Here is a 15,354-nt window from a genome sequence, read left to right on the forward strand (position 1 = left end):
CGCATGACGTGGAAAACAGAGGTAGGAAAATGAATGAAATAGAGATCAAGCATTTAATATGTGACTTGGGTAAAAGAATATATGATAGGAACATGGTTGCGGCAAACGACGGAAATATCTCGGTAAAGCTAAACGACCACGAATTTCTGTGCACGCCCACCGGTGTGTCCAAGGGATTCATGACGCCTGAATATATATGTAAGGTTGATGAGAAGGGCAATGTACTTGAGGCAAGCGAGGGCTTTAGACCTTCAAGCGAAATAAAGATGCACTTAAGAGTATATGAAAGACGCCCCGATGTGGGAGCAGTCGTTCATGCGCATCCAAACTTTGCGACAAGCTTTGCGATCGCGGCAAAGCCCTTGAACAAGCCAATCATGCCTGAGGCCGTGATAGCGCTTGGCTGCGTTCCGCTGACACCTTACGGAACTCCTTCAACTATGGAGATCCCTGAGGCTATCGATCCTTATCTTGATGATTTCGATGCACTTTTACTTGAGAATCACGGAGCGCTTACGTGGTCTGTCGATCTCTTGAGCGCGTACATGAAGATGGAGTCGCTTGAGTTTTACGCTGAGCTCTTATATAAGTCGCAGACTATAGGAGAACCCAAGGAGTTTACTAAGGAAGAGATAGATAAACTTGTTGAGATAAGAAGAAAGATGGGAATGCCGGGAAAGTTCCCCGCAGACAGAAAAGGACCCAATTGCTATAAGTGCGATAGGTGTATTTGGAAACAATGAATACTACGGTAGTTTTGGGACAAATGATCATGATATTTATCATGATCTTAATAGGTGTCTTCCTATATAAAAGGGGACGTTTATCCAATGACACTTCGAAGCAGCTGTCGTGGATAATCGTTAACATCACAAATCCCATTACTTTACTTTGCGCTGCCTTGAAGGAAGAGCAGAAGATATCGGCAAAAGATCTTGCTACTTCGTTTGCACTTTTTGCGATCATGTATGCGATTCTTATCGCCTTTTCTTATTTGATCCCGAGACTTCTTTTTATAAGTAGGGAAAAGAGATTTGAATTCCGCATGCTAACGATATTCGGAAACGTGGGATTTATAGGGATACCTTTTGCGTCCGCCGTTCTCGGAAGTGCGTCGCTTATCTATGTGGCAATCTGCGGGCTTTGTTTTAATCTGATCTTCTATACGTATGGGATGAGAGTGCTGGCTTCGAGGTATGGTGGCATTGTGAATGCAGGGACCGTTATGTCTGTCGCAACGATACTTGTGTATGTGGCGGATTTTAAGATCCCGGGCGCGGTGAGCACGTTGCTTACGCATATCGGTTCATGTACGACTTTTATGTCGATGCTGGTACTTGGCGTATCCGTAGCGCAGATGATACCGAGAAAGGTCTTTTCCAATTGGAGATTGTATGTGTTTATTATGCTAAGGCAAATTGATGTTCCTATCATGCTTGCATTTATAATGAAGGCAATCGGAATTCGCGGACTGATGCTGCAGACGATTGTTATATTGTCGGCAATGCCCGCCGCAAATCTTCCGCTTATGGCATGTAAACAGTTTGGGATAGAAGAGGAGAATATATCCGCAGGTATCATTTTCACTACACTTGCTGCGATCGTGACGATACCGCTTGTTGTGATGTGGATGTAGCGATCGGTTTCGGAGAAAAACTAATAAAGTATATAAAAACAAACGGCAGGAAAACCTGCCGTTTGCAATGTTAGAGTGTATCAGTGCTTCTTATGTTTGTAGTGCTTGAAGCTGTATTTTTTGCCTGACTTATGCTTGTTGTCTTTTTTCTTGTTATGATAGTGCTTGTCGTCTTTTTTATCTTTTTTATTTTTTTTGTCTTTTGAATCACAAGAATCTTTCTTGTCCTTGTCTGTTTTGCCCTGATCATCGGTAGAAGCATCGGTGCCGGGTTCGTCAGTAGAAGCGTCGGCGCCGGGCTCATCAGTTGAAGCATCAGTGCCGGGCTGATCGGGAGTGTCGGGCTCATCCGTAGTTTCTTTTACGCCTTCGCTTGAGATGCTGATCGTTCCGATCTTGTTGGCACGAAGATCTTCATCGAAGCAGTCTTTGTTTGCAAAGCTGATTCCTGTCTTAGAAACTTCGCCTGTATCGGACGCATTTTTGATCCTGAGATAAACATCCCAGTCACCGGAAGCTAAGTCTGTAGGAACTTCGAAGGTCCAGTCATAATCCATGGTTCCGAGTGACTTCAGCTCTTTTGCATTAAATGAATCAATGCTTGAAATGAAGATGTCGTCGCCGTTTTTAAGGATGACCTCTGCCTTCTTATCTGTAAGGAAGTTACCAAAGCCGGTGTTTGTGATCTTACCTGTCATGCTGAAGGTTCCGTCTTCGTCAACGGTTTCTGACAGATCAGACTCTTTTACCAAGAGGCGATAGCCCATGTGATCGCGGATAAATTCTCTGTAGGACTTTCCTATATAAGGTGCAACGTCTGACTTATCCATGCCCGGAAGGATAAAGTCTTCCGAGACAGTGAGCTTGTCGAGCTCGCCTGCGATAACATGTCCGGATTCATTGATGTTGTGAAGGTAAGATAAGTGGGACATGTAAAGCTCGCCCATTAGCGCGGGCTCATCATAGATAATTGAACCGTCGGCTTTAAGTGAGGCCGCCGTTACATAAGCCATCTCTCCGCCGTAAGGAACGGTGTCCATTCTTTGAAGGAGATCGGCTGCAGTTTCACGAGTGATGTAAGGCCACTCATTTTTGTCGCCGAATGTACCGACATCTGTCGATGAACCGAGGTATCCGTCATTGTACATACCAAGCCTTGGATCGATCTTAAGGCTTCCGCTACTAACCGCTGCGGCAAAATCCTCTGCCTTACCTGCAAAGTCGTAGTGCGCCATGAGGTGCTTGGGCGCTCTTACAAGAACCTTGATGTTTGGATCCAGATCTGCGATCCAAGCCTTTGACAACTGACCGTAATACTCAGGCTCGTCGTACATTGATGTGTGCATTTCGCCCCAAGGGCCGTACATTCCGCACTCAACCGCAAGTACAGTGTCTTTATAATCATTTATTACATTGCTTAATTCCGAGATGTGTTTGAGAATAAGGTCGACGTCGGGCTCAGCGCCTTTTTCGCCTGCCTTGGAAGGCTCATTTCCTGTTGTTTTATCGCTTGCATAAGAAAATCTAAGAATAATAGATGTGCCGCTGTTTCTGGCATTTTGAAGTGTTTCTCTTAATGAATCAAGGAAATCGGGATGTTCGGTGAGAGATTTGTAACCACCGCATCCGGTTGAACTCTGATAATCGTTTTGAGTGAAATCATTACCGTTAGAAAAATACCGAAGATCGTACATGATGCTGTACATTCCTCCGGAGGGGTAGAGGACCTGAGTAGCTCCGTCGTTAACCGTGACCCATGTGTAAGGACATTCACCTCTTTCGACGTTGTTAAGCTCCATACCTGACTCCTCAAGGCTGATCGTTGAACCGAGATTCTCGGCATACACGGGCGCTGCACATAATACCATCGTTGACATGGTCAGAATGGTAGACGTAAGCAGACGCAGTACATTCGTCTTCTTTAACTTCATATTCACTTCCTTTCCTTTTTGCGTGTTGTACATTGTTACTAAAGCATGGTTGCATCCGTGTTCCCCATATGTAAAAAATGCACCATATGTCTACAGATTATAACGGAAACCTTTAGTAATTGCAAACAAAAAACCGACAGGGCACATACCCTGCCGGTTCCACGTCGGTTATTGAATTCTTGTATCAAACTGTGGCGTCAAACGATACCGAAGTATCCGCAGCCGTTGTTTTGGTTGCATCCTTATCATACTGCTTAAGCTGATTGTCGAGCCAGTCGGATTTAAGCTTCTCATACTTATCCGCTGTATTAACGGTGCTGTCAGTCTTCTTGGTAGTGGTAGCAGCTGCCTCTTTTGTCATCTCGGAAACAGTCTTAACCGTTTTGGTCTTGGAAGACTGTGATTCCTCTTTGGCAGGAGCCTCTACTGAAGCTGTAGAACCGGTTTTGCGGTAAGCGTCGAGAGCATTCTGATTGCCAACTTTTTTAACATACGATTTCATGAGTGTACCGTATGATCCGTTCTTTATGCTCGAATAATCAGAAAGGAGATTGCTCATATCATTAACATAATTATATGAACCTGATAAGCTACTGAATATGTTAGCACTCATAGGCATTACCTCCTTGCCAATCGCTTGCGTATAGCAAATCTCAAAACCTCCGTGTTTTGACTGATCTTTAAGTATCTGTATTATGCGCCGTAAAACGATTAATTGCAATTGCTTTATAATAAAATAATTCTAAAATAAATCTTACTGCGACAGATTAATCTATAAACTCCGAAAAGGCTTTTTTATATTGGTTTTATCAATGTTTCAGAAGAAATAGAAGAAAATGAGAGTATAAAAGAGTTATCGAGAGTATACAAAAGAAATAATGAGCAAATCCAATATATCCATATTTGCACATACACCTATAAGTAACTAATATATGTTCTTAGGGGTTAGCACTCGAGATAAAAGAGTGCTAACAATAAAAAAAGAAAAAAGAACCTATTATATAAAGGAGGCACCATAATGAAGTTACAACCACTTGCAGACAGAGTTGTGCTCAAGGCACTTGAAGCAGAGGAAACAACCAAGTCCGGAATCGTTCTTCCCGGAGCAGAGAAGGAGAAGCCCCAGCAGGCAGAAGTTATCGCTGTTGGACCCGGCGGAGTTGTAGACGGCAAGGAAGTTAAGATGCAGGTTAAGAAGGGTGACAACGTCATCTATTCTAAATACGCCGGAACAGAGGTTAAGCTCGACGACGTAACATACATCATCGTTAAGCAGAATGATATATTAGCTATCATCAAGTAATTGATATGGCAGAGCGAAGCGGAGCAATCCGTTCATAATTAATAATCTTGGAGGAAATTTATAATGGCTAAGACAATCAAGTACGGCGCAGACGCCCGCACAGCTATGGTAGAAGGCGTTAATAAGCTTGCAGATACAGTAAGAGTAACAATCGGACCTAAGGGAAGAAACGTAGTTCTCGACAAGTCCTATGGTGCACCCACAATCACCAACGACGGTGTAACTATTGCAAAAGAGATCGAGCTTGAGGATGCTTATGAGAACATGGGCGCTCAGCTTGTAAAAGAAGTTGCTACAAAGACAAACGACGTAGCAGGTGACGGAACAACAACAGCTACAGTTCTTGCACAGGCAATGATCAACGAAGGTGTTAAGAACCTCGCAGCAGGCGCTAACCCTATCGTACTCAGAAAAGGTATGAAGAAGGCTACAGATTGTGCAGTTGCAGCAATCGGCAAGATGGCTACAAAGGTTAAAGGCAAAGATCAGATCATGAGAGTTGCCGCTGTTTCTTCAGGAGACGACGAAGTAGGACAGATGATTGCTGACGCTATGGAGAAGGTTTCAAACGACGGCGTTATCACAATCGAAGAGTCCAAGACAATGCAGACTGAGCTTGACCTCGTAGAAGGAATGCAGTTCGACAGAGGATACATCTCAGCTTACATGGCAACAGATATGGATAAGATGGAAGCTAACCTCGAAGATCCTTTTGTTCTTATTACAGATAAGAAGATCTCAAACATCCAGGACATCCTTCCTCTTCTTGAGCAGATCGTTAAGACAGGATCTAAGCTCCTTATCATCGCTGAGGACGTTGACGGAGAGGCACTTACAACTCTTATCGTTAACAAGCTCCGCGGAACATTCAACGTAGTAGCAGTTAAGGCTCCCGGCTACGGCGACAGAAGAAAGGCTATGCTTGAGGATATCGCAATCCTTACAGGCGGTAAGGTTATTTCTTCAGACCTCGGCCTTGAGCTTAAGGATACAACAATGGATGACCTTGGAAGAGCTAAGAGCATCAAGGTTGAAAAAGAGAAGACAACAATCGTTGACGGTCTCGGAGTTAAGAAAGAGATCCAGGCAAGAATTGCACAGATCAAAAAGCAGATCGAAGATACAACATCTGATTTCGATAAAGAGAAGCTTCAGGAGCGTCTTGCTAAGCTCGCAGGCGGCGTAGCCGTTATCAGAGTCGGCGCAGCTACAGAGACAGAGATGAAAGAAGCTAAGTACAGAATGGAAGATGCTCTTAACGCAACAAGAGCAGCAGTAGAAGAAGGAATCATCTTCGGTGGTGGTTCAGCTTACATCCACGCTTCCAAGGAAGTTGAGAAGCTTGCTTCTGAGCTTGAGGGAGATGAGAAGACAGGTGCTAACGTAGTTCTCAAGGCACTCGAGGCTCCTCTTTTCCACATCGCCAACAACGCAGGTCTCGACGGATCAGTTATCGTTAACAAGGTAAAAGAGAGCAAGGTGGGCGTAGGCTTCAACGCATACTCAGAGAAGTATGTAGACATGGTTAAGGACGGAATCATCGATCCCGCCAAGGTTACAAGAAGTGCAATCCAGAACGCTACATCTGTTGCATCAAGCTTCCTCACAACTGAGGCTGCCGTAGCAACAATCAAAGAACCCGCTCCCGCAATGCCCGCAGGAAATCCCGGAATGGGAATGATGTGAGCGATAACGAGTAAAACTCATCACTCAAAAAATCAAGCACCACGAAGTGGTTTAATAATGAAGAACCCCATCACCAAGCTCGCTTGGTATGATGGGGTTCTTTGTTATTATAGTGCGCCGTAGGCGCGCTTGATTTTTTGAGTGTGCGAGCTTTACGACAACGGACGACAATAGAAACCGCCACCACAGTGATCAAGCTTACTTGCAGAACAGTGGTGGCGGTTTCTATTGTATGAGCGATAGCAATAAAGTTTGTTTATCGCATCGCCTTATTCTTTATCCTTCCGGACAGCCTTCCCTACAACAATCCCCGCAACAACCGCCATACACATGATCTGATTCGCCGTGATCACGCGCTCCGCATGCGTATCCCGCAGGAAATCCAAAAGAATCTTCACAAGCGCATATATCACAGCCGCGATAGCGGGAGAGTACTTTCGCTTAAGAAAAAAGAAAGTGGATACCGCAAACAAGATCAGGAATACAGCGGCTTCCACAGCCTGTATCGGGAAGACATTTCCGCTTTTACCGTGAACATGCAAAAGTCCGTTGTAGCCGATACCGCCACAGCAGCCTGCAAAAGCGCAGCCAATCTTGCCAAGCCCATACATAAGTGGAAGAGCCAAGATATAAGCGCTAAAAATAGAGTCCTTATACATTGGAGTAATCTTAGAAAAGATCAGCGCGCCAAGAAGAATCCCAACAGCGCCGCCGGTGCTGTTAAGCCCGTAGCTCTTGCCACCCGACAGAAGATAAGCGAACATCACACCAAGATACATGGATATCGTAAGTTCAAGAGCGACTGAATATATGATTATATTGTTAGGAACCTTCCTCATCTTGAGCGCGATTGCAGCAGCCGCATTTCCCAAGATAAAAGAAAGCCCGATCATTATACTGTACATGATTTATCACCCGATATTACCGCAGCTGCTGCAGTCATTTATGCATGAAGCAAAAGTAAAGATGCAAGCAGCTACAACAATGACCATTACGACCAAAGCAACTACAATTTCAACTATATACAGAATGATGAGCACCTTGGCAAATTTATTCTTTGGATATAAGACTTTGGCAATGATAGCCAGAACAAATCCGGCGATAAAGATCAGACCGTTTACTTGATAAATATATCTTGAATAATCTCCTAAAAACCCAAAAAGTGAATGAGGAAGAGCAAGTGTTATATTCGCTACTATCAAACATATCAGTGACGCGATACAATACTGTCGTGCATTCGGATTGTTGTTATCTTCGTATTCTTTTTGGGCATTCAAGTCATAATTATAATTATTGTCCATATTCTGTCTTCCATTAAATTAGCCTATATTACCGCAGCCGCTGCAATCATATAAGCACGAATCACATGCACTGCCGCAAGTAATTAACAACCAAAGATATAACCCTCCGACGATTACCAGCTCGATTATATAGATAATGATAAGAACTTTGGCGGTTTTGTTTTTAGGGAATTTAACCTTTGCGATTATAGCAAGGATAAAGCCTGCGATAAAAAATAAACCTATCGGAGGAAAGATACCAAGATCAAGCCACCATTCAAAAAGAAATATCGAAAGATGAGCAAGTACAAGTAAAAATATTGAACATACGCAGAGTATACTTGCTTTGGTATTGTGATTGTCCTCATATTCAAGATGAGCGTCAAGATCCGGACCGTCAGGCCGGCCATCATAATACTTATGTATATGTGAGAGAGGATCTTCCTCGGAAGTTTTACCTTCACCTGTGAAGGCGTTCTCCTCCGCGCTTGTATTCTCGTTGTTTTCGATATTGTTGTTATTGTTTTCTTCCATATTTCCCCTACATTCGGTTTTATATAACTATATCATAACCACCACCCCCTTGACACCATCCCCGCGCCATAGTAAACTACCCAAGGCTGTTACATTACGTAACCCCGACAGTTCGTTTGCACCATCCTGTCGTTAAACAAAACCAGGGCTAGTTAGAAACAACATGTATTACCATGCAATCTGATGGCTCTGCGTACTCCGCGCAGAGCCTTTTTATATCATAGGAAATTCCTTCGGATTACCTATGATATAAAAAACGTTCCACTATGGATGCGCAGCTCGCGGAATGGTAGATAATTGCTTCGCAATACCGCTCGCGCGCAAGCATTTCGCGAGCGAAATGCCATTTATTTTCCGGAGAATCCGATCCGAATCTAACTCCCCCTGCACCAACCATATACATATCAGAAAGGTTATAACGAAATGAATCTACTCCTAGGCATTATGGAACTCATAGTAATATTCTACGGAGTCCTCCTCATGGACAAACTCTTCGGCAAATTCGGCCTTTACACATGGATGGCCCTCGCCGTGGTATTTGCCAACATACAGGTCTCCAAGCAAGTCGACATCGCCGGCGTCTCAACCGCGCTCGGCAACGTTATGTTCGCATCAACCTACCTTACGACCGACATCCTCAACGAAAAATACGGCGACAAAGCAAGCAAAAACGCAGTCAAGATCGCAGCAGCGGCGCTCATCGCCTACATACTGTTCGCCCTCTTTACACAAGCCTTCATCCCCAACACCTTCGACACCGTCGATCCCGGAATGAAGAGCATATTTGCCATGTCCGTAAGGATTACCACAGCCTCCGGCATCATGTTCATCCTATCCAACTGGGGCGACGTCATCATCTACCAGAAGCTCAAGCAAAAGACAGGCGGCAAGCACATGTGGTTTAGAAACAACCTCTCGACCATCCTCTGCAACTGCGCCGAGAACTTCGGCTTCTCAATCCTTGCATTTATCGGAACATTCCCGCTCCTTTACTGCCTCGAGGTCGCTGTTACAGGCTCAATCATCGAGATGCTCATCGCCCTTTGCGACACACCTTTTCTCTACCTTGCAGGCATCTTCAACCGTAAGAGCGGCATTCTCCTGGAAAAAGAAAATGCTAAGGACGAAACTCTCTCGGAGGAAGCAGCATGATCTACGACCTCGTTCGCTACCAGCTTGTAGATGAAAAGACAAGCTCATTAAAAAGAGAAAACGTTCTCCTCGTATCCCTCGGCTGTTCCTGGGGAAAATGCGCCTTCTGCGACTATCAGGACGACAAAGCTTCAACCGTCCTTGAGAGCGACGCCGTAAACAAAAAAGTCCTCGCACAGGTGAAAGGAAGAGAAGTAGGCTCTTTTACCCTGGAAGTAACGTGCTCTGCCTCATACACAGAGCTTCCTTTTACCACCATAAACTACATCCGCGAGGTCTGCCGCGAAAAAGGAATAGACACCGTAATCCTCGAAGGACACTACATCTTCAGAGACGCCAATCCGTTTTTTACCGACTTCTTTAGGCAGTACGGGATCAAGACCATCTTCAGATGCGGCGTCGAGACCTTCGATGAGCACATCAGAGAGGACATCCTCCAGAAAGGCCTTCCCGGCGTGACGCCCGAGCAGATCGCACGCCACTTTAGCTGGATCAACATCATGTTCGGCATGGAAGGCCAGACCACCGCTCAATTGGAAAAAGATATTGCTACGGGCCTTAAGTACTTCGACCGCGTGAACCTTAGCATCTACACCACAGTCAAAAACGGCCCCGCCCGCGACAGCGCCGCGATCAAGACATTCTACGACAGCGCCTTCTACCGCGACCTTACGCAAAATCCCGCCATCGACATCTACGACGAATGGGACGACGCCAACGAGCATAAAGTCGGCCATGATATTTGACGTAGCCGCAGAGAACTGCCAATATAATAAAAGAAAAGGTGCTACCGATAGACGGTTAGCTCCGGTTAATAGTTACAGATCAAAAAAGACTGCATCCTACTTTGCCAGAAGTGTTTCAGCGGTCTTTTTTGATGCTCATTTTTGTCTGTTCTTATAAATACTGATCACAGTAACGATGATACTGATAATCGTCACTACAATACTTATAAGAGTTATAGCAATTTCTAACATCAAGATTGCTCCCTATCAGATTTCCCATACCGTTCCCTGTACTTATTTAGTACATTTTTTGACGCCAACCCCGACCGGATGTTATCCTGTTAGAAATACTTACAAAGGCTATCGGTATGTATTTCGGCACACGTCACTTTATGAAATGGCGCGAGATCTACATGATGCACACAATAACTCACAATAGGAAAAAAGAGATCCTGCATATGGTCTTGTCCGTGTTTCTCGCGATCTTGTCGCTGGTTGTCTTTATAAAGTCCGGAGGCTGGTTGATGGATGTACTTGTGTTTTTAACATAGCCGGCTGCGCACTTTGGAGAGAACGCTCCGGGAAGTGACTGTTAGCACTGTAATATGATAATATTGTCTAATAACCACTTAGTTTCCAGGCCAGGCGGTTATTTTTGTGTCTTGGAAAAGGCGACGCTGAACAGCGCCGCCTTTTTTGTACATAAAAGACGAATCTTATAATTCAATTACCTCATCATATGTATTTAATTTAGTCATTTGTCCGGTAAATGACTAAATTAAAACAAAAATAATAGTCTGAAAATGACAAAAAGAAAACCTTGTTGTTACGCATATTTATAAGGATTGGTACGTTGTCTATGATATAATTAAAAGCGTATACACAGCTTGAATTCAGCACAGTTAATACTACTACACTTTAATATAGTTCTAGTATATTTGTTAAAGATTATTATTTCTATGTTGAAATATCATATAAAAGGAGACACGCATTGGATATTAATATAAATTCATCTGAAGAAACTACGAGCCAGGAGCTATTTTCACACTTGTTTGAGGCTTGCAATATTCTGAGAGGCCCAATTAATCAGGATGACTATAAAAGTTATGTAACACCAATCCTTTTCTTCAAAAGATTGTCAGATGTTTATGATGAGGAGACTCAGATTGCATTAGACGAATCAGATGGTGACGAAGAATATGCGGCATTCCCTGAGAACCACAGCTTTATTATTCCAGAAGGATGCCATTGGAAAGATGTACGTGAAGTTAGTGAAAATGTGGGCACAGCTATTGTTAATGCTATGTATGGCATTGAGAGAGCTAACCCAGATAGACTTTCAGGTGTATTTAGCAGTTTTGATGATGCAAACTGGACAGATAAAACAAAGCTCAGCGATGAAAGACTGAAAGATTTAGTAGAGCATATGTCTAAGATCCGTGTAGGAAATAATGATTACGCTGCGGATGTAATGGGCGATGCATATGAGTACCTTATAAAGAAATTTGCAGATTTATCTAAAAAGAATGCAGGTGAATTCTATACACCTAGAACAATAGTTAAACTTTTGGTTATGCTTATGGCTCCTCAGGCAGGAGAGTCGGTTTATGATCCTGCTTGTGGTACTGGAGGCATGCTTATTGAAGCTATCCGCTACATGCATAATGATCAGCTAACCTATGGAAAAATCTATGGTCAGGAAAAAAATCTATCCACATCAGCTATAGCAAGAATGAATTTATTTTTGCATGGTGCAAGGGACTTTAAGGTTACCCAGGGTGATACACTCAGAAACCCAAACTATATTAACGCTGGCCAGTTACAGACTTTTGATTGTGTAATTGCAAATCCACCATTTGGTCTAAAAGCTTGGGGAGCAGCTGCTTTTGAAACTGATGCTTATGGTAGAAATATTTGGGGTTGTCCTTCAGATTCTAACGCAGATTTTGCATGGCTGCAGCATATGATTAAATCAATGAATCCGGCTACAGGTCGTGTTGCTGTAGTAATGCCGCAGGGTGTTCTGTTTCATGGTGGTAAAGAAGGCGAGATAAGAAAGCAGATTATCGAGTCTGACAAGATTGACTGCATTATTACTTTGGTGGGTGGTATTTTTTATGGCGCCGGGGTATCCGCATGTTTAATACTGATGAATAATCAGAAAGTTCCGGATCATAAAAATAAAATCTGTATGATTGACGCTACAAGCATCTATACACCAGCAAGAGCTCAGAATTATATGTCAGAAGATGATATTCAGCTTGTATTTAATCTTTATTCTAACTACAAGGATGAAATAGAAAAAGTGAAGATTGTTTCACTTGATGAAATTAGGGATAAAGATTACACCTTATCAGTTAATACATACATAGAGAAAAAGGAACAGGAAGTAGTTCCTCCTGAGGTTGTTCGACAGAGCTATTTTGAAGCACTGCAGGAAGTAAAGGATGCCGAGCAAAAAATGAAAGAGCTGTTAATTAAGGGAGGCTACATTAATGAGTAAAAGAATTACACAAGAAGAACTCGAATCATACCTTTGGGGTTCTGCCGTATTGCTCAGAACTAGTATTGATGCCGGAGCCTATAAACAATATATTTTCCCACTATTATTCTTTAAAAGAATTAGTGATGTGTATGATGAAGAATGTGAAAAGATTCTTGAAGAATATGATGGCGATGAAAGCGCACTAGAATGGGAGGAAAACCATTTGTTTATGGTTCCTGAAGGAGCCCATTGGAAAGATGTACGTGCTAAATCAGAGAACATTGGTGCGGCTCTTGTAGATGCTTTTTATAAGGTCCAGAGTGCGAACCCGGATAAGCTGCAGGGAATCTTTGGTGATGCGGCCTGGACAAACAAAAACAGGTTACCGGATAGACTTTTAAAAGATTTGATTGAGCATTTTAGCTCCAAGACTCTTTCCCTTGCTAATTGTCCAGAGGATGAATTAGGACAGGGATATGAGTACCTTATTAAGCAGTTTGCGGATGACAGTGGACATACAGCGCAGGAATTTTACACAAACAGAACAGTAGTGCATTTAATGACTGAAATGCTAAAGCCACAATCTGGAGAAAGCATATATGATCCAACTTGTGGTTCTGCAGGAATGCTTATATCAGCGATTGCTTACCTTAAAGAGAAGGGTGAAGAATGGAGAAATGTAAGCGCCTATGGACAGGAGATAAATGCCTTAACATCAGCCATTGGAAAAATGAATTTGTTCCTTCATGGAATAAAAGATTTTGAAATTGTAAATGATGATACTTTGGCAAGGCCCGCTTTTATTGAAAATGGGAAGTTGAAACAGTTTGATCTTGTATTAGCCAATCCACCTTATTCTATAAGCCAGTGGGATAGAGAAGCTTTTGCATCAGATAAGTATGGCAGGAATTTCCTTGGAGTGCCTTCGCAGGGAAGAGCAGATTATGCTTTTTTACAGCATATTATTAAAAGTATGAATAAGAATACTGGAAGATGTGCAATACTGTTTCCTCATGGAGTACTTTTTAGAAATGAAGAAAGTGCAATGCGAGCAGAGTTGGTAAAAAGTGATTATGTCGAATGTGTAATTGGACTAGCAGCTAATCTTTTTTATAACTCACCTATGGAAGCATGTATCATGATTTGCAAAATGAATAAGAAACCTGAGAATAGGGGTAAGGTACTGTTCATAAATGCAATCAATGACGTTGAGAGAAAAAATGCTCAGAGCTATTTGACGGATGAGCATATCAAGCATATCGCTGGTGCTTACGATAATTATGAAGACGTTGATGGATTTGCAACCGTAGCAACTATTGAGGATATTGCTAAAAATGATTATTCATTAAGTATTCCATTATATGTTAAGTCCAATAATGAGGGCATTGAGAACGATAATAGGACTTTTAAAGAAATATATAGCAGCTGGGAGCGTTCATCAGATAGTATGCATGAAAGCTATGATGAGCTGAATAGATTATTGCAGGAGGTTAGCAATGTCAAGAGTTAAACTTGGGGATGTTGCTTTTGAGCGAAAAGAGACATTGAAGAATAATACAGGGCTGCCCACAGTTGGGTTGGAACATTTAATTCCTGAAGAAATAGAACTTACAAATTGGGATGAAGGTGCAGATAACACTTTTACAAAAGTTTTTCATGTAGGGGATGTTCTATTTGGTAGAAGGCGAGCATATCTAAAAAAAGCAGCTGTAGCTCCTATAGATGGTATATGTTCAGGAGATATAACAGTAATTTCGGCAGATAAGGATAAGATAAGTCCAAGACTATTACCGTTCATTATTCAAAATGATAGTTTTTTTGATTTCGCTGTTGAAAAGTCAGCTGGTTCCTTATCACCAAGAGTAAAATGGCAGCATGCAAAAGAGTATGAATTTGAGCTTCCGGATATGGATAAACAGGAAGAATTGGCAGAGCTTTTGTGGTCAATGAATGCTACTAAAATGGCATATAAGAAACTGCTTCAGAAGACAGATGAACTTGTGAAATCTCAATTTATCGAGATGTTTAAAGATTATCCAAGAGAACGATTTGACGATTTTTGCTCTACACATGCAAGAATTGGGTGGCAGAGACTTACGAGTGCAGAGTTTTTAGATGAAGGAGACTACTATCTTGTTACAGGTTGGGACATAATGCCAGATTATACTGTAGCCTTTAATCAATGCAAGTATGTAACAAAGGAAAGATATGAGCAGGATCCTAAGCTGATTTTATCTAAAGGCGATGTTCTACTAACGAAGGATGGAACACTAGGTAAAGTCGCTATTATTGGGGATCTTGATAAACCAGCCACACTAAATGGGCATATATTCGTAATACGACCAAAGGACGATAGAATCCTTCCGGAGTTCCTGATTGGATTGTTCACATCAGAAGACTTTAAAAGGCAGATGGAAACAAATAAGACAGGGAGTACTATTGTCGGAATCACGCAGAAAGCGATACTTGAGTTTATGATACCGGTAGCACCGGTTGAGAAGCAAAAAGAATTTATTCTGTTTATGCAACAGAGCGATAAATCAAAATTTGAACTAGAACAGGCGATTGCAGAATTGACTGCAACATATAAAAAAATAATAGCAGACAATCTTGGCTAAGAAA

General features: G+C 42.5%; 14 protein-coding genes. 9 read left to right on the forward strand and 5 right to left on the reverse strand.

Annotated features, from left to right (window positions below; all coding sequences use genetic code 11):
- Positions 1-29 precede the first annotated feature (29 nt).
- Together D6856_RS14580 and D6856_RS14585 are read left to right on the forward strand one after the other, a co-directional pair.
- Positions 30-743: a class II aldolase/adducin family protein gene (locus tag D6856_RS14580; RefSeq protein WP_120687528.1), complete on the forward strand. Its 714-nt coding sequence runs from the start codon at positions 30-32 to the stop codon at positions 741-743.
- The gene (locus D6856_RS14585; protein ID WP_120687501.1) at positions 740-1,636 is read left to right on the forward strand and encodes an AEC family transporter; all 897 of its coding nucleotides are present in this window, start codon (positions 740-742) and stop codon (positions 1,634-1,636) included. The genes D6856_RS14580 and D6856_RS14585 overlap by 4 nt, the downstream gene beginning before the upstream one ends.
- An 80-nt stretch (positions 1,637-1,716) precedes the next feature.
- Here the strand turns inward: D6856_RS14585 and D6856_RS14590 are convergent, their stop codons facing one another.
- Positions 1,717-3,567, reverse strand: a complete 1,851-nt coding sequence (locus D6856_RS14590; RefSeq protein ID WP_158588972.1) for a DUF4832 domain-containing protein — start codon at positions 3,565-3,567, stop codon at positions 1,717-1,719.
- Positions 3,568-3,751: 184 nt separating this feature from the next.
- Positions 3,752-4,180 (reverse strand): hypothetical protein, encoded by a 429-nt coding sequence (locus D6856_RS14595; RefSeq protein ID WP_092247698.1) that lies wholly within the window; start codon positions 4,178-4,180, stop codon positions 3,752-3,754.
- Between the two features lie 405 nt (positions 4,181-4,585).
- Between D6856_RS14595 and D6856_RS14600 the strand changes: the two genes are divergently transcribed.
- Together D6856_RS14600 and groL are read left to right on the forward strand one after the other, a co-directional pair.
- Positions 4,586-4,870: a co-chaperone GroES gene (locus D6856_RS14600; RefSeq protein ID WP_120687503.1), complete on the forward strand. Its 285-nt coding sequence runs from the start codon at positions 4,586-4,588 to the stop codon at positions 4,868-4,870.
- 63 nt (positions 4,871-4,933) lie between these two features.
- Positions 4,934-6,556, forward strand: a complete 1,623-nt coding sequence (gene groL / locus D6856_RS14605) for a chaperonin GroEL (protein ID WP_120687504.1) — start codon at positions 4,934-4,936, stop codon at positions 6,554-6,556.
- Positions 6,557-6,825: 269 nt separating this feature from the next.
- Here groL and D6856_RS14610 read toward each other — a convergent pair whose 3' ends face one another.
- From D6856_RS14610 to D6856_RS14620, 3 genes are read right to left on the reverse strand one after another with little or no spacing between them, the layout of a single operon-like run.
- A complete protein-coding gene (locus D6856_RS14610) occupies positions 6,826-7,461 on the reverse strand; it encodes a prolipoprotein diacylglyceryl transferase family protein (protein WP_120687505.1) in 636 nt (211 codons plus the stop codon).
- Between the two features lie 6 nt (positions 7,462-7,467).
- A complete protein-coding gene (locus D6856_RS14615) occupies positions 7,468-7,857 on the reverse strand; it encodes a hypothetical protein (RefSeq protein WP_120687506.1) in 390 nt (129 codons plus the stop codon).
- A gap of 18 nt (positions 7,858-7,875) precedes the next feature.
- On the reverse strand, positions 7,876-8,370 hold the full coding sequence (locus D6856_RS14620) for a hypothetical protein (RefSeq protein ID WP_120687507.1): 495 nt from the start codon (positions 8,368-8,370) through the stop codon (positions 7,876-7,878).
- A gap of 444 nt (positions 8,371-8,814) precedes the next feature.
- Between D6856_RS14620 and D6856_RS14625 the strand changes: the two genes are divergently transcribed.
- The 5 genes from D6856_RS14625 to D6856_RS14645 all read left to right on the forward strand — a co-directional run bounded on the left by D6856_RS14625 (position 8,815) and on the right by D6856_RS14645 (position 15,350).
- The gene (locus tag D6856_RS14625; RefSeq protein ID WP_158588973.1) at positions 8,815-9,522 is read left to right on the forward strand and encodes a queuosine precursor transporter; all 708 of its coding nucleotides are present in this window, start codon (positions 8,815-8,817) and stop codon (positions 9,520-9,522) included.
- The gene (locus tag D6856_RS14630; RefSeq protein WP_120687509.1) at positions 9,519-10,268 is read left to right on the forward strand and encodes a radical SAM protein; all 750 of its coding nucleotides are present in this window, start codon (positions 9,519-9,521) and stop codon (positions 10,266-10,268) included. The genes D6856_RS14625 and D6856_RS14630 overlap by 4 nt, the downstream gene beginning before the upstream one ends.
- A gap of 970 nt (positions 10,269-11,238) precedes the next feature.
- A complete protein-coding gene (locus D6856_RS14635) occupies positions 11,239-12,750 on the forward strand; it encodes a type I restriction-modification system subunit M (RefSeq protein WP_120687510.1) in 1,512 nt (503 codons plus the stop codon).
- The gene (locus tag D6856_RS14640) at positions 12,743-14,242 is read left to right on the forward strand and encodes a type I restriction-modification system subunit M (RefSeq protein WP_120687511.1); all 1,500 of its coding nucleotides are present in this window, start codon (positions 12,743-12,745) and stop codon (positions 14,240-14,242) included. Before D6856_RS14635 ends, D6856_RS14640 begins: the two co-directional genes overlap by 8 nt.
- Positions 14,229-15,350 carry a restriction endonuclease subunit S gene (locus D6856_RS14645; RefSeq protein ID WP_120687512.1) on the forward strand — a complete coding sequence of 374 codons (1,122 nt, stop codon included), beginning with the start codon at positions 14,229-14,231 and terminating at the stop codon, positions 15,348-15,350. The genes D6856_RS14640 and D6856_RS14645 overlap by 14 nt, the downstream gene beginning before the upstream one ends.
- The last annotated feature ends 4 nt before the right edge of the window (positions 15,351-15,354 follow it).

The sequence above is a fragment of the Butyrivibrio sp. XB500-5 genome (assembly GCF_003625505.1).
Taxonomy (GTDB): Bacteria; Bacillota; Clostridia; order Lachnospirales; family Lachnospiraceae; genus Butyrivibrio.

Excerpts from the sequence above, each read along its gene's own strand:
- D6856_RS14580 (WP_120687528.1), top strand. The coding sequence starts at position 30 with ATGAATGAAATAGAGATCAAGCATTTAATATGTGACTTGGGTAAAAGA.
- D6856_RS14610 (WP_120687505.1), bottom strand. The coding sequence starts at position 7,461 with ATGTACAGTATAATGATCGGGCTTTCTTTTATCTTGGGAAATGCGGCT.
- D6856_RS14590 (WP_158588972.1), bottom strand. The coding sequence starts at position 3,567 with ATGAAGTTAAAGAAGACGAATGTACTGCGTCTGCTTACGTCTACCATT.
- D6856_RS14640 (WP_120687511.1), top strand. The coding sequence starts at position 12,743 with ATGAGTAAAAGAATTACACAAGAAGAACTCGAATCATACCTTTGGGGT.
- D6856_RS14585 (WP_120687501.1), top strand. The coding sequence starts at position 740 with ATGAATACTACGGTAGTTTTGGGACAAATGATCATGATATTTATCATG.
- D6856_RS14595 (WP_092247698.1), bottom strand. The coding sequence starts at position 4,180 with ATGAGTGCTAACATATTCAGTAGCTTATCAGGTTCATATAATTATGTT.
- groL (WP_120687504.1), top strand. The coding sequence starts at position 4,934 with ATGGCTAAGACAATCAAGTACGGCGCAGACGCCCGCACAGCTATGGTA.
- D6856_RS14630 (WP_120687509.1), top strand. The coding sequence starts at position 9,519 with ATGATCTACGACCTCGTTCGCTACCAGCTTGTAGATGAAAAGACAAGC.
- D6856_RS14600 (WP_120687503.1), top strand. The coding sequence starts at position 4,586 with ATGAAGTTACAACCACTTGCAGACAGAGTTGTGCTCAAGGCACTTGAA.
- D6856_RS14615 (WP_120687506.1), bottom strand. The coding sequence starts at position 7,857 with ATGGACAATAATTATAATTATGACTTGAATGCCCAAAAAGAATACGAA.
- D6856_RS14625 (WP_158588973.1), top strand. The coding sequence starts at position 8,815 with ATGGAACTCATAGTAATATTCTACGGAGTCCTCCTCATGGACAAACTC.
- D6856_RS14645 (WP_120687512.1), top strand. The coding sequence starts at position 14,229 with ATGTCAAGAGTTAAACTTGGGGATGTTGCTTTTGAGCGAAAAGAGACA.
- D6856_RS14620 (WP_120687507.1), bottom strand. The coding sequence starts at position 8,370 with ATGGAAGAAAACAATAACAACAATATCGAAAACAACGAGAATACAAGC.